General features: G+C 35.0%; 16 protein-coding genes. 1 reads left to right on the forward strand and 15 read right to left on the reverse strand.

Features of this window, described 5'->3' with window-relative positions; translation table 11 throughout:
• Window positions 1-51: 51 nt before the first annotated feature.
• The 6 genes from veg to metG form a co-directional block, all read right to left on the reverse strand.
• Window positions 52-312 (reverse strand): biofilm formation stimulator Veg, encoded by a 261-nt coding sequence (veg, locus tag DN393_RS29160; RefSeq protein WP_000044349.1) that lies wholly within the window; start codon window positions 310-312, stop codon window positions 52-54.
• A gap of 238 nt (window positions 313-550) precedes the next feature.
• The gene (yabG, locus tag DN393_RS29165) at window positions 551-1,414 is read right to left on the reverse strand and encodes a sporulation peptidase YabG (RefSeq protein ID WP_064475152.1); all 864 of its coding nucleotides are present in this window, start codon (window positions 1,412-1,414) and stop codon (window positions 551-553) included.
• Window positions 1,415-1,524: 110 nt separating this feature from the next.
• Window positions 1,525-2,403, reverse strand: a complete 879-nt coding sequence (gene rsmA, locus DN393_RS29170; protein ID WP_064475151.1) for a 16S rRNA (adenine(1518)-N(6)/adenine(1519)-N(6))-dimethyltransferase RsmA — start codon at window positions 2,401-2,403, stop codon at window positions 1,525-1,527.
• Window positions 2,400-2,957, reverse strand: a complete 558-nt coding sequence (gene rnmV / locus DN393_RS29175; RefSeq protein ID WP_000692830.1) for a ribonuclease M5 — start codon at window positions 2,955-2,957, stop codon at window positions 2,400-2,402. The genes rsmA and rnmV overlap by 4 nt, the downstream gene beginning before the upstream one ends.
• Window positions 2,958-3,151: 194 nt before the next feature.
• A complete protein-coding gene (locus DN393_RS29180) occupies window positions 3,152-3,919 on the reverse strand; it encodes a TatD family hydrolase (protein WP_064475150.1) in 768 nt (255 codons plus the stop codon).
• A gap of 165 nt (window positions 3,920-4,084) precedes the next feature.
• Window positions 4,085-6,067, reverse strand: coding sequence for a methionine--tRNA ligase (metG, locus tag DN393_RS29185; protein ID WP_064475149.1), 1,983 nt, complete (start codon window positions 6,065-6,067; stop codon window positions 4,085-4,087).
• A gap of 501 nt (window positions 6,068-6,568) precedes the next feature.
• Here metG and DN393_RS29190 point away from each other — a divergent pair.
• The gene (locus tag DN393_RS29190) at window positions 6,569-6,853 is read left to right on the forward strand and encodes an AbrB/MazE/SpoVT family DNA-binding domain-containing protein (protein WP_000843037.1); all 285 of its coding nucleotides are present in this window, start codon (window positions 6,569-6,571) and stop codon (window positions 6,851-6,853) included.
• Between the two features lie 20 nt (window positions 6,854-6,873).
• Here the strand turns inward: DN393_RS29190 and rsmI are convergent, their stop codons facing one another.
• The 9 genes from rsmI to DN393_RS29235 all read right to left on the reverse strand — a co-directional run bounded on the left by rsmI (window position 6,874) and on the right by DN393_RS29235 (window position 13,377).
• Window positions 6,874-7,749: a 16S rRNA (cytidine(1402)-2'-O)-methyltransferase gene (rsmI, locus tag DN393_RS29195; protein ID WP_149174192.1), complete on the reverse strand. Its 876-nt coding sequence runs from the start codon at window positions 7,747-7,749 to the stop codon at window positions 6,874-6,876.
• Window positions 7,718-8,008, reverse strand: coding sequence for a GIY-YIG nuclease family protein (locus DN393_RS29200; protein WP_000414343.1), 291 nt, complete (start codon window positions 8,006-8,008; stop codon window positions 7,718-7,720). Before DN393_RS29200 ends, rsmI begins: the two co-directional genes overlap by 32 nt.
• Window positions 7,995-8,735, reverse strand: a complete 741-nt coding sequence (locus tag DN393_RS29205) for a tRNA1(Val) (adenine(37)-N6)-methyltransferase (RefSeq protein WP_060486369.1) — start codon at window positions 8,733-8,735, stop codon at window positions 7,995-7,997. Before DN393_RS29205 ends, DN393_RS29200 begins: the two co-directional genes overlap by 14 nt.
• 120 nt (window positions 8,736-8,855) lie before the next feature.
• Window positions 8,856-9,209: a DNA replication initiation control protein YabA gene (yabA, locus tag DN393_RS29210; protein WP_000412057.1), complete on the reverse strand. Its 354-nt coding sequence runs from the start codon at window positions 9,207-9,209 to the stop codon at window positions 8,856-8,858.
• Between the two features lie 14 nt (window positions 9,210-9,223).
• A complete protein-coding gene (locus tag DN393_RS29215) occupies window positions 9,224-10,051 on the reverse strand; it encodes a PSP1 domain-containing protein (RefSeq protein ID WP_000272429.1) in 828 nt (275 codons plus the stop codon).
• Window positions 10,052-10,056: 5 nt separating this feature from the next.
• On the reverse strand, window positions 10,057-11,040 hold the full coding sequence (gene holB, locus DN393_RS29220; protein ID WP_064475146.1) for a DNA polymerase III subunit delta': 984 nt from the start codon (window positions 11,038-11,040) through the stop codon (window positions 10,057-10,059).
• Between the two features lie 35 nt (window positions 11,041-11,075).
• Window positions 11,076-11,702 (reverse strand): dTMP kinase, encoded by a 627-nt coding sequence (tmk, locus tag DN393_RS29225; protein ID WP_000677225.1) that lies wholly within the window; start codon window positions 11,700-11,702, stop codon window positions 11,076-11,078.
• Window position 11,703: 1 nt separating this feature from the next.
• The gene (locus DN393_RS29230; protein ID WP_149174193.1) at window positions 11,704-13,125 is read right to left on the reverse strand and encodes an aminotransferase class I/II-fold pyridoxal phosphate-dependent enzyme; all 1,422 of its coding nucleotides are present in this window, start codon (window positions 13,123-13,125) and stop codon (window positions 11,704-11,706) included.
• Window positions 13,126-13,197: 72 nt separating this feature from the next.
• On the reverse strand, window positions 13,198-13,377 hold the full coding sequence (locus tag DN393_RS29235) for a sigma factor G inhibitor Gin (protein ID WP_064475144.1): 180 nt from the start codon (window positions 13,375-13,377) through the stop codon (window positions 13,198-13,200).
• Window positions 13,378-13,552: the final 175 nt, after the last annotated feature.

The following is a 13,552-nucleotide window of genomic DNA, read 5'->3' on the forward strand; positions in this document are numbered from 1 at the left end:
GCAAAATAATATAGCTTTTCATTTGTGGGAATATATGTAACGATACATGAATTATAAAATCACTTCATTATGAGGTTCACCATAAAACGTTAACTCTACTGTCTCTGTTAAAACATCCGCATAGCTATATGATACACGTTGCAACGCATCTTCTTGCTGATCCAATTGTACAACAAAAACAGAACGGTACGTTTCTGCAAGTACACCTGATTGTTCTACTGTTTTTCTTCTCCCACTATTTGCCTTTAACATCAGTCTCTGTCCAAGATGGTGATCTAATTCGCTTTTAATTTCATCTAAACGTTTTGACATATACTTCGTTACACCTCGCTGTAATTTAGATTGAACACTTAAAACACGATATATCTATCCCAATTATTAACCGCAACTCACAGACAATATCGTTATAAAAGCATCATGCGTTCAAATAGATAGAAGAAATACTATATTGTAAAAGTATCATTATGTAGTCTGCGCGTTCTTGTCTCTTTTTATCCAAGCTGATTTAAATCCTTTCCATACAAAAAAGCAAGATACATATGTACCTTGCTTATTCTTCATAATGTTGAAAGGGTAATCCAGTTCGTAAAATCCCCTTCGTCTCAATCCCGCCAAGTCCCTTTTCGCCGGTAATCGTATTACGTACAACATCCCATACATTTACTCTTTCCATAAACGACGTAAAACTAATTTTACCAACCACATATACAGGATCTAGTGCGTGAATATTAATTCTAGATGGTGAACTAGCAAAATTAGCACCCGCTCGAATTAATGCTTCAAAGTGTGATTGGCATGCCCCGGCAAAAATAACGAGTTGATCCAATGATGGATATTTTTTTCTCACTTCTCGAACAGCCTGTACAAAATGCCTTGAATGTCTATATGCTGCTAAATCTCCCTTTACCCCTTTTGATTTTGTATATGCATCGTGCCCCGTAATAACTAAAATGTCCGGACGAAAATGATCTATTAAATCTACTACCTTTTCATGCATCTCTGTTTCTTTACAATGAATACCTTGTACAGGAACACCAATTTTATTATATAAGTCTAAGCACTTGCGCAAATATAACGGGTCCCCATCTATATGCAATACACGTCCTGGCATTTGAAAATAATTCACCTCACTTGTATATCCACCCGTTGAAGTGTGTTCATGCCTTTGTTTCATTAATACATAATCTTGTTGAAACAAACGATACGTACGCTCCATCGTTTCTTTCTCACGCTTCGCTCTTTTTTTATGCTCTCGTTGATCTATACTAATTAAATCTTCAAGTGGTGCATCTGCCACCAGTCTAATTTCCTCTCCAAATAATATAGCTATCTCGCCTTTTATTTCTATAATACGAAAAAGGATATCCCTATTATGAGAATATCGTTCCACTAATTCTCCAACATGTAAAGCCATTCTCCTACCTCCAAACTCGTTAGGCCATCTTACCTGTTTTTAAAGTATGAATGTAGGAGCGGAAAGGTGACAAAAGGGACAGTTCAAGTTGAACTGTCCCTTTTCTATTCTTATGACAATTTATGAAGAACTAATGCATTACTTAATGTTGCAAACTCCTCGATAGATAGCGTTTCGCCTCTTCGTTTTGGATCAATTCCTACTTCTGTTAAAATTCGATCCAACAACTCTTTATCTTTCGGGAAACCGTTTAAATTATTTGATAAATTATTCATTAAAGTTTTACGACGCTGTGCAAAACTTGCTCGTACTACTTCAAAGAAGAATGTCTCATCTGTTACTTCTACAACTGGTTTCGGGCGCTTTAGGAGACGAATAATCGCAGAATCAACATTTGGTTGTGGCACAAACACTGTACGTGGTACAGTCATAACTGTTTCTACCTCTGTATAATACTGAATAGCAATGGATAAAGAACCATACTCTTTCGTTCCAGGTTTAGCAGCTAAACGATCTCCAACTTCTTTTTGCATCATAACAACAAATCCACGAACCGGTAATTTCTCTTCCAGCAATTTAAATAAAATTGGCGTTGTAATATAGTACGGTAAGTTCGCTACTACCATTACATCTTGCCCTTCCTCAAATTGCTCACTAAACACCTCATGTACATCTGCCTTTAGTACGTCTTTATTTATAACTGTAACGTTGTTATATGGAGCTAACGTCTCATCTAAAATCGGTAATAATCTCTGATCAATTTCAAAAGCCACTACTTTTTTAGCACGCTTCGCTAATTGTTCTGTTAACGCACCGATACCTGGTCCAATTTCAATTGCACCACTTTCTGAACCAATTTCAGCGTGATCGACAATACGATTTAATACGTTCGTATCAATTAAAAAATTTTGTCCTAAACTTTTTTTGAATGAAAATCCATACTTTTCAACAATGTCTTTCGTACGATTTGGCGTTGCGATATCCTTCATTTTCTTTCCTCCTGTATGACTTGCTTATAAGCTTCTGCAAACGATTCTTTTGAAACTTGAAACATTTGTAAACGTTTATGTAACTGTTTTGCGTTTGTATAACCAATCTTTAATAGCTTACCCATTCTTTCTCTGCGACTCTTTGCCATTTCTCCGCCCACTAAGCCTGCATCGACTAAATCGCTCCAACTAATTTCACTTGTGTAAGCTTCCATTTCTTCATGTATATTCTCTAAAGCACGGCGAATTGATTCATTAGAAGCATGTTCAATCCCGACACCCTTTTTCCTTTTGGCAAGTGCTTCTTCCTTCGGTAAAAAGGCATGTTTACATCCAGGCACCTTATCAGAAATAATTTTTCGAATACGCTCTCCAGGATAATCCGGATCTGTGAAAATAATAACGCCCCGTTTTTGCAGCGCTAATTTAACTTGCTCAATAACATGATCACCGATTGCTGAACCGTTCGTTTCAATTGTATCCGCATCAACAGCACGCTTAATCGCAACTGTATCATCTTTACCTTCTACAACGATAATCTCTTTAATTTTCATGCTTGCCTCCACACTCGTTTCGTCTCTACTTAGTAAAACAAAAAAATGACGACTTTTCCATTATTATTTTCCCCATTCTTACATTTTAAAAAATAGAATGTCCAAAACTTTGTTCTCTCTTCTTATTGTAACACTTCCTCATTCGCCCTTATTTTTTCACAAAAATAAAAAAGAATGGGTTCTCCCACTCCTTTTTATTCAACACCAAATAAAGCTTTTGCATTTTTTGTTGTTATTTCTGCTACTTCCTCATAAGAAATTCCTTTTAAATTCGCAATTTCTTCTGCTACGAGTTTTACATAACTTGGTTCATTTCGTTTTCCTCGAAATGGATGTGGTGTTAAATATGGACAATCCGTCTCTATTAACAATTTCTCTAATGGAATCTCCATAGCAACTTCTTTCGGTTTCTTAGCATTTTTAAATGTAACTGGTCCGCCTAACGAAATTAAAAAGTTCATATCAACACATCGCTCTGCTACTTCTACGCTGCCACTAAAACAATGCATAATGCCTCCCACTTCAGCTGCATTCTCTTCTTCTAGAATATCAACAATATCTTGAGTTGCATCGCGGTTATGTATAATAATCGGCAATTTCACCTTTTTGGCTAATGCAATTTGTTTACGGAATACTTCCTTCTGTATTTCTTTTGGAGACTTATCCCAATGATAATCTAATCCCATCTCTCCAAGTGCAACGACTTTAGGATGAGAAGCAAGTTCTTCTAACCAAGCTAGATGTTCTTCTGTCATGTCAATTGCATCAACTGGATGCCATCCTACCGCAGCGTAAATAAAATCATAAGTTTCAGCTAATTCAATCGCCTTTTTTATCGTTACTTCATCAAAACCAACAACAACTGTATAGGTAACTCCCACTTCTTTCATTCGTACAATAACCTCTTGCAAATCTTCTTCAAATTGCTCTGCATTCAAATGTGAATGTGTATCAAACAACATAATACATAACTCCTTTTATATTGAAATCCAGTTTATTCTAAAAAATAAGCTCTTTACTAACTTAACGATAACAATACTATAATTTTAATGCAAAAGTAGAGAATGTAAAAAGAAAAAAGACGCTTCACACATGTTACACGTGAAACATCTCTTTTCTTGTCTTAATTACTTGATTTTCGTACCGTTTGGTAGATTTTGGTCGATTGATGCTAATGACAACACGCCATTCTCTTCACCCGCTAAAATCATACCTTGTGATAATTCACCGCGTAATTTTACAGGTTTTAAGTTTGTTACACAAATAACCTTTTTACCTTTTAGGTCTTCCGGCGAATAGAATTTTGCAATTCCTGAAACAACTTGACGCTTTTCTGTACCTAAATCCAGCTGAATTTTTAACAACTTATCTGCTTTTTTCACAGGTTCAGCTGATAGTACTTCAGCTACGCGTAATTCTACTTTAAAGAAATCATCAATTGTAATTTCTTCTGCTTTCGGTTCTTCTTCTTTTTTCTCTTCTACTTTAGGAGCAGAGCTTTTCATTTGTTCTTTAATGTAGCCTACTTCTACTTCCATTTCTAAACGAGGGAAAATCGGGTTTCCTTTTTCTACTTTTGTTCCAGCTGGAATACAGCCAATTGTAGATAGGCTTCCCCAAGATTTATGTGCCTCTTCAGTAAGTCCAAGTTGAGCAAACATCTTACTTGGTGCTACCGTTAAGAACGGCATAAGCATAATACCTGTTTGACGAAGTACTTCTGCTAAGTGAGCCATTACAGAAGCTAATTTTTCACGATCATTCTCATCTTTCGCTAATACCCACGGTTGTGTTTCATCAATATATTTATTTGCACGGCTAACCAATTGCCAAATTGAGCTTAGCGCTACAGAGAATTCCATATTCTCCATTGCCTCTTCTACTTTTTTCAATGTATCTTTTGCAAACGTTACTAACGTTTCATCGAATTCCGTTACATCTGCTTTAAATGCAGGGATTTCTCCGTTAAAGTACTTATCAATCATAGCTACTGTACGATTTAATAAGTTACCTAAGTCATTTGCTAAATCGAAATTAATGCGCTCCACAAATCCTTCTGGTGTGAATACACCATCAGATCCGAATGGAACTTCACGAAGTAAGTAATAACGTAATGCATCTAATCCGTAACGATCGATTAAAGTAACTGGATCTACTACGTTTCCTTTTGACTTACTCATCTTTCCATCCTTCATTAAAATCCAACCATGAGCAAAGATTTTTTTCGGAAGAGGTAAATCTAATGCCATTAAAATGATTGGCCAATAAATTGTATGGAAACGAACGATTTCTTTTCCAACTAAATGCACATCAGCTGGCCAGAATTTCTTATACATCTCTTCATTTTCTGTTCCATAACCTAATGCTGTAATGTAGTTAGATAATGCGTCAACCCATACGTAAATAACGTGTTTCGGGTTACCTGGAACACGAACTCCCCAGTCAAATGAAGTACGAGAAACAGCTAAATCTTCTAAGCCCGGTTTAATGAAGTTATTAATCATCTCATTCTTACGAGACTCTGGCTGAATGAAATGTGGATTATCTTCATAGAATTTTAATAGTCTATCGACATATTTACCCATTCTAAAGAAATACGATTCTTCACGAACAAGTTCTACATCATGACCACTATCTGGGCTTTTTCCTCCAACTACTTTTTCACCTTCCATAATTGGATCTACTAATTGATGTTCTGTATAGAATGTTTCATCTTGTACAGAATACCAACCTTCATATTCATCAAGATAAATATCACCTTGATCTACTAGTTGCTTGAAGATTTTTTCAACAACATCTTTATGACGATCTTCAGTTGTACGAATAAAATCATCATAAGAGATATCCATCTTCTCCCAAAGCTCTTTGATTCCTGCAACAATGTTATCCACATATGCTTGTGGTGTAACATTTAATTCTTCTGCTTTCTTTTGGATCTTCTGTCCATGCTCATCAGTTCCTGTTAAATAATGAACATTATATCCTTGCATACGCTTATATCGTGCCATCGCATCTCCTGCTACTGTTGTATAAGCATGTCCAATGTGTAATTTTCCACTTGGATAATAAATTGGGGTAGTAATATAAAAGGATTTGTTTTCCTCTGTCATTGTTTTGGACCTCCCGGATAACCTCATATGTATTTATAAATAGTATATCAAAAACTTATATATAAAGTGAAACTTTAATCTGTGGGGGTTTTGTTCACTCCCGCGGATTATTAACCCGCACCAATCCGACTCCAACTTAACTTCTTTGCTCCAGCCAAATTTTAAATTTAGAATCTTACTGCTTGCTAATGCTTGATAAAAACGAGTTAATACTTAGTATCTTTATCATCTATTGCTCATATTTCAAGAAAATATACAGTCCTTACTTACAATCTATAAATTTTTCTGAAAATAAAGTGAAATAATAGTAGAAATTACTCTCATTCTATTATATATAAGAAGTAAGAAATCTATAAATCTTTTTAAAAAATATAGAATTAAAGAATTGACGGAAATGTAAATGATTGGTATCATATGTCCATAGGGTATTTTGTCGAAAAATGACGAATCTAGAAAATAGACTCGAAACTTATAAACTATTTCTTTAGGAGGAAAAGAATTATGAAATCTACTGGTATCGTTCGTAAAGTTGATGAATTAGGTCGTGTAGTAATTCCAATCGAATTACGCCGTACTTTAGGTATTGCAGAAAAGGATGCTCTTGAAATCTACGTTGATGACGAGAAAATCATCTTAAAAAAATATAAGCCAAACATGACTTGCCAAGTAACTGGTGAAGTATCTGATGGTAACCTATCTTTAGCTGAAGGTAAAATTATCTTAAGCAAAGAAGGCGCTGAGCAAGTCTTAAACGAACTTCAAGATTATATCGAAACAGCAAAATAAGCTTCTCAATTATGAGAAGCTTATTTTTTATCGACATGATAGATTTGATATACATCGCGTTTCGACAAATCTCGATCTTTAGCGACTGTTTTTATTGCCTCTTTTGAATTCATACTTTTTTCGTTTATATAATGTTCAATATGATCATATATCGAAATAGATTCCCACCATTGTTCTTCTGGGGCAGGTTCTTCCGTTGAACCAGCTACTAAAATACAAAACTCGCCACGAACTTCATTTTGTTTCGTCCACTCAATTGCTTCCTCAACTGTTCCACGAATAAATTCCTCGAATTTTTTCGTTAACTCTCGACATAATACAATTTCTCTATTTCCCAACACTTCTTGCATCGAGATTAAAGTATCATCTAAACGATGGGGCGCTTCATAAAACATCATTGTAGTTTGTACATAACGAAGCTTCTCTAACTCCATTTTTCTTTCTTTTTTATTTCTTTGTAAAAATCCATAGAAATAAAATTGTTTTGTTTCAAGACCTGATGCAATTAATGCTGTAAGGGCTGCATTTGCCCCAGGAAGCGGGATAACATGATACTGTTCTGCTACAGCCTCTACAACAATATCGTAACCTGGATCGGAAATACACGGCATACCAGCATCACTAACAAGTGCTACAGTCTTTCCTTCGTCTAACTTCCCTAATATTTTCTTCCCACTTACTTCCTTATTGTGCTCATGGTAACTCATAACAGGGGTTTCAATTTCGAAATAATTACAAAGTTTTTTCGTTTGTCTCGTATCTTCAGCAGCAATTAAATCAGCTTCTTTTAAAATTCGGATTGCACGAAATGTCATATCTTCTAAATTTCCAATAGGAGTTGGTACTAAATATAAAACTCCCTTTTCATTTTGTTGAAAGCTTTTTTGTTGCCACATAGCGTTCTCCTTTTTGCATATATTCTTCTTTTTGTTTTCTATTTAACTGCTTAAAATAATACTCTGCTTGCATAGCTGTACGCTTATCTTCATGAAATTCTATGTATTTTAAAACAACAGGAAGTCTAGCACGCGTATACCTAGCCCCTTTTCCACTATTATGGGTCTGAATCCGCTTCTCTATATGATTTGTATATCCAGCATAATAACTTCCGTCAGAGCACTCTACTACATAAAAACAATGCTTATTCTTCTCCATATAAAATTGAACGAATCTCCTTTGTATATTCATTATTTTCTTCATATACAAAAAGAGGGGGCAATATTTTCAAATCTGCGTTTCCATCCTTAATTCCTTCAATTAACAATGTATTCGCTTCTTTCCCTGCCTTAGGATAAACAAATCGTACACGCTTTGGTTCAATTTTGTATTTACGCATTAATGTAACAATATCTAGTAAACGACCTGGACGATGTACAAATGCTACTTTCCCACCTTGCTTTACTAATTGACTACTTGCAGATACAACATCCTCTAATGTACACATAATTTCATGACGAGCTATCGCTAAATGTTCATTCATATTTTTCTCAGAAGTTGCAGGTGTTTGAAAATAAGGGGGATTACATGTGACTACATCATATTGATGACGTCCAAGTTTCTCCGGCATATCTTTCAAATCCCCATGTATTAAGTGAATTCTTTCTTCTAACTTATTGTATTGAACGCTTCTGATTCCCATATCATATAAACGTTCTTGAATTTCTACACCTGTAATGTTTCCCTTTGTTCTTGTACTTAATAAAAGGGGGACAACTGCGTTACCTGTACACAAATCAAGTACATTACCTTTTTGAATCGGTACCCAAGCAAAGTCTGCAAGTAAAACAGCATCTAACGAGAAATTGAATACTGATGGGCTTTGTACAATCTTCATATCTTGCGCTAATAAGTAATCTAAACGTTCATCTTCATATAAATTCATATGTTACTCCTTTTCTTACACTTAACCTACCCTATTTCATCTTCTACTAATAAAAAACATATTTCATTCTACTCTCATGTATAAAAAATTACCTTTCCAATTATCATTGGAAAGGTAATTTCACTTTTTATTTAAAAATGACAGGCAGAATAAACAATCTCCCTCTTTACGTACACTTCCATAATGCAGATTACAAATATGAAAACCTTCTTGATATAGCCTTGCTAAATTATCGTAGCCTTCGCCAATATCAGTTGTCTTCGGCTTCACTTCTTTACGTTTTTGAGTTTTTTGTTTTTCTTTAATCTGCACTTCTTCAAAGCGGTGTCGCAAATTTTCATTTTCCATTTTTATATGTTGGTTCTCTTCCAACAACTCTGCAAGATGTTGTTTTAATTCTCCCAACTGTTTGTATAAATGTCCAATTTGCTCTTCCATACTAGAAACCGATGCAAAAATATCTTTTTTCTCCACAAGCACCCACCTCATTAATCTGTGGTTTGACTCGAAACGACCCCTTTATTCACTAACTCATCTAACGTATATTCTACTATCCGTTCCTTGTCTACTAGTTCCACTTGAATTAATCTTTCTAAAATATTTAATCCGATAACACGGCCAGTACCATGCGGGGTTTGTATACGTTGATCTAAATCAGGAAGTTGTTCCTTTGCTGCCTCATATTCATCATTCTCATATTTTAAGCAACACATTAAGCGACCACATAAACCAGAGATTTTTGCAGGATTTAATGATAAATTTTGATCCTTTGCCATCTTAATGGATACAGGTTCAAAATCTCCTAAAAAAGTAGAACAACAAAGCATACGACCACATGGACCAATACCACCAAGCATCTTCGCTTCATCACGAACACCAATTTGTCTTAGTTCAATTCTTGTCCTAAAAATTGCCGCTAAGTCTTTCACTAGTTCGCGGAAATCAATCCGACCATCCGCAGTAAAGTAGAAAATAATCTTATTGCGATCGAACGTATACTCTACATCTACAAGTTTCATATCAAGATTATGCTCTACTACCTTTTGCTGACAAACTTGATATGCTTCTTTCGCAGCATGTTTGTTCTCTTCAACAATGGTACGATCATTTTCATTTGCAATACGAATAACCTTTTTTAGCGGTAATACAACGTCGTTTTCATCAACTTGCTTTTTGGTAATAACTACTTTTCCGTACTCAATACCTCTTACTGTTTCTACAATTACAAACTCATTTTCAGAGATATCGAACTGATTCGGATCGAAGTAATACACCTTTCCGGCCTTCTTAAAGCGAACACCTACTACATCATACAAAACGGTCATCCCTCCTGCAACCGCAACACTAACTGTTCGAACACAAGCTGCGCATTTACATTAGCGTTGATTCTATTTTTTGCCTCTAATATATTAAAGAGAGCTGATACAATGCGCTTCTGAGCATAGGAGAAAGATTCAAACAACTCTTTCTGCTCATGAAAAACAAGACGATCTTCTTCTCCAAGTTGAACATATAATAAATCCTTATAAATAAGGAGCAACATATCTAAACCTTGCTGTAATTGTTCTTTCTCTCCAAAGTGTTTTCCCCATTTTTCTTGTACAAAAAAAATAGAGGCTTTATCCTTTTCGAGCGCTTCACATAATTTTATCACTAAAGCTCGTGCTTGTGCAAACCATTCATCACTACATAAAGCTAAAGCTTCATCAAAACTATTCGTGAGTTGCGCAGCAAGTGTCGATAAAGATGCCGTAATACCTTCATCCTGTAATCTTCTAATTAAAGATTCCGTAGGTAACGGTCTAAATGTAACAACTTGACAGCGAGATAAAATCGTATTTAAAATTTGATGACTTTGTTCAGTAAGTAAAATAGCTGTTGTATCACTACTTGGTTCTTCTAAAAATTTTAAAAGTGTATTCGCTGCATTTGCTGTCATACGATCTGCGTGCTCAATAATATATACTTTTTTATTTGCTTCTAATCCTGTTTTTGAAAACTCTTCTTGTAAATCATGAATTTGCTGCTTCTTAATAGATAATCCGTCTGGTTTTACAATATGTAAGTTAGGGTGGTTACCTGAATCAATTCGCTTACAATTTGTACATACATGACAAGGCTCTACCCCATTCCGCCCAGAACATAGGAAACTCTTTGCCATTTGAATTGCCGTTGCAAACTTTCCAGTCCCTTTCCCTCCCTCTAACAAGTAAGCGTGGGATATACGCTCTTTTGCAATGCTATTCATCAACATTTTTACACCGATGGGTTGTATAGCAGAAAGCTGCTCCCACGTCTTCGTCATAATACATACCTCACTTATTTCATTCTTTCCTTCTATTATAACAATTTATCTTCTATAATCTGAACAACTTCTTCTATAAGTTTTTCCATTGGTTGATCAGCATTTACCAATACAATACGATCTGAGAAACGTTCTACAACTTGTAAATACCCTTCACGGACACGTTTATGGAAAGAGATATCTTCCATATCTAATCGATTCACTTCACGTCCTGCATCTTTTTCAATGCGAGCTAAACCAATCTCTGGTTCAATGTCTAGGTAAATCGTTAAACTAGGCATACAGTCCTCTGTTGCGAAACGATTTATTTCAAATACTTTATCCATACCTAACCCTCTTGCATATCCTTGATACGCTAAAGAGCTGTCTATAAAACGATCACATAATACAAGGTAGTCCTCGTTAAGTGCCGGCATAACCTTTTCCACCAAATGTTGTCTACGTGCAGCAGCATACAGAAGCGCCTCTGTACGTGCTTCCATCATCGTATATTCTTGTTTATGTAAAATTGTTCTAATATCCTCTGAAATTGCAATACCACCTGGTTCTCTCGTCGCCATTACCTTTTGTTCTTTTTGTTCAAAGTACGGCAATAAACTTTTAATTAACGTTGTTTTACCCGAACCTTCTGGACCTTCAATTGTTACAAATAATCCCTTCATTCTAAAACCTACTTTCTATATCATACACTTTCATATATTTCGTGCTACCTTGAAAACGAGCGCCTGATTGCTCTAAATACATAATTTGCTCTTTATGTTCTGAAGTAATTCTTTCCCCATACATAATTAATGGAATTCCAGGTGGGTACGGAATTACCATTTCTGCCGCTATCATCCCAACTGCTTCTTCTACAGATACTACTTTTGTTTCATATCCTTCCAGTTGTTTATATGTATACGGTAAAGGAGAAAATTCTCCTTTATAAGTATAACGAATAGATTCCTTCTTGTCTTTCACCTCATAATATTGCAATGCCCCTCGGATCATCTCTATAGCCTTCATATATTCCTTATTTACTTGCAAGGGCAAAATAAATAGGACATTATATGGATCCGCCATTTCTGTATATATACCGACCTTTTCAAATACAGACTGTAATTCGTATCCTGATAACTGACAACGTGTCTGTACAGTAACCTTTAACTCATCTTGTAATGGATACTGTAAAATAGCTATTTGTGGAATAGAACACAATTCGTCTTTAAATCCCCGTAAAAACTCGACAATTTCATCATGTCCCTTTTCTTTTATACGTGCTATTGTAAAACGTGCAATATCAAGAGAAGTCATAATTGGATACGATGGACTACTAGATTGTAGCATACTTAAATAGGTAGAAACTTTTTCTTCTTTCACTAAGCGACTATTTATATGTAAATAGGATCCCATTGTCATCGCGGGTAATGTTTTATGTGCAGAATGAACTACAATATCTGCATCATATGCTAATGCTGACTTTGGAAATGCCCCTCCTAAACAAAAATGGGCTCCATGTGCTTCATCTACTAAAACGGGGATTTTATGTGCATGTGCATAAGCGATGCTTGCCTCTAGATCCATCCCCATTCCATAATAATTAGGATGCGTTAAAATGAGTGCTTTAGCATTTGGATATTTTTCAATTGCTTCCTTAATAATTTCATCATGAATTCCCACTGGTACATTATAAGCTTCATCAATCCATGGATCTAAAAAAATTGGATTTGCGCCCGCTAATTTTAAACCATTAATAATTGATTTATGACAATTTCTTTGTACAAGAACAATATCATGTTCCCCACAACAAGACAAAATCATTGCTAGATTCCCTACTGTTGAACCATTAATTAAAAAATAACTTTTTTTCACTCCATATACATCAGCTAATAACTGTTGTGCCTCATCTATACATTCAAACGGACTATGTAAATCATCTAATCCTGACAACTCAGTTACATCGATAGATAGTATATCTTTAAACTCCCCTACAGCTTCCTGAGGGAAGTTTAAACCATTTTTATGACCTGGAACATGAAAGGATAACGGCCCTCTTTCTTTAAACTCTGTTAATGCCTCATATAAAGGTATGCGATTTTGATTCATCTATATCTCTTCCTTATTATTTCATTCTCCCTCTATTATACAGAACAAAAAAAATAATAGGCATATGCCTATTTAAAAATATGATACTTCTAATTTCCGAAGCTGCTTTAAATAATATATATACTTCGGATCATTTGTCTCCGTATTCACCATATCCTTTTCACATTCATAACATATTAAATTATTATAAACATATATCCCTTCTTTTCTTTCTGTCTCACAAACAATACAAACTTCATTTTGTACTTTCATAACCTTCCCTCCCTATTCAAATGGACATATTTTATACTTCTATTCCTTAACAATTTTCAGAAAAATATACATCCATCTCTTATATAATATGATTAACCCTTGGGCAACGTGTTTGTATTACCATTACTTCTTTTTTCGTACTGTTTGAAAACAGAAAAAAACACAAGTCAAAAGA

Origin of the sequence: Bacillus sp. BPN334 (assembly GCF_008368885.1) — a bacterium.
Taxonomy (GTDB): domain Bacteria; phylum Bacillota; class Bacilli; order Bacillales; family Bacillaceae_G; genus Bacillus_A; species Bacillus_A wiedmannii.

Bases quoted from the DNA above. Each gene is read 5' to 3' on its own strand.
- veg (WP_000044349.1), bottom strand. From the start codon at position 312: ATGTCAAAACGTTTAGATGAAATTAAAAGCGAATTAGATCACCATCTT.
- yabG (WP_064475152.1), bottom strand. From the start codon at position 1,414: ATGGCTTTACATGTTGGAGAATTAGTGGAACGATATTCTCATAATAGG.
- rsmA (WP_064475151.1), bottom strand. From the start codon at position 2,403: ATGAAGGATATCGCAACGCCAAATCGTACGAAAGACATTGTTGAAAAG.
- rnmV (WP_000692830.1), bottom strand. From the start codon at position 2,957: ATGAAAATTAAAGAGATTATCGTTGTAGAAGGTAAAGATGATACAGTT.
- DN393_RS29180 (WP_064475150.1), bottom strand. From the start codon at position 3,919: ATGTTGTTTGATACACATTCACATTTGAATGCAGAGCAATTTGAAGAA.
- metG (WP_064475149.1), bottom strand. From the start codon at position 6,067: ATGACAGAGGAAAACAAATCCTTTTATATTACTACCCCAATTTATTAT.
- DN393_RS29190 (WP_000843037.1), top strand. From the start codon at position 6,569: ATGAAATCTACTGGTATCGTTCGTAAAGTTGATGAATTAGGTCGTGTA.
- rsmI (WP_149174192.1), bottom strand. From the start codon at position 7,749: ATGTGGCAACAAAAAAGCTTTCAACAAAATGAAAAGGGAGTTTTATAT.
- DN393_RS29200 (WP_000414343.1), bottom strand. From the start codon at position 8,008: ATGGAGAAGAATAAGCATTGTTTTTATGTAGTAGAGTGCTCTGACGGA.
- DN393_RS29205 (WP_060486369.1), bottom strand. From the start codon at position 8,735: ATGAATTTATATGAAGATGAACGTTTAGATTACTTATTAGCGCAAGAT.
- holB (WP_064475146.1), bottom strand. From the start codon at position 11,040: ATGACGAAGACGTGGGAGCAGCTTTCTGCTATACAACCCATCGGTGTA.
- tmk (WP_000677225.1), bottom strand. From the start codon at position 11,702: ATGAAGGGATTATTTGTAACAATTGAAGGTCCAGAAGGTTCGGGTAAA.
- DN393_RS29230 (WP_149174193.1), bottom strand. From the start codon at position 13,125: ATGAATCAAAATCGCATACCTTTATATGAGGCATTAACAGAGTTTAAA.
- DN393_RS29235 (WP_064475144.1), bottom strand. From the start codon at position 13,377: ATGAAAGTACAAAATGAAGTTTGTATTGTTTGTGAGACAGAAAGAAAA.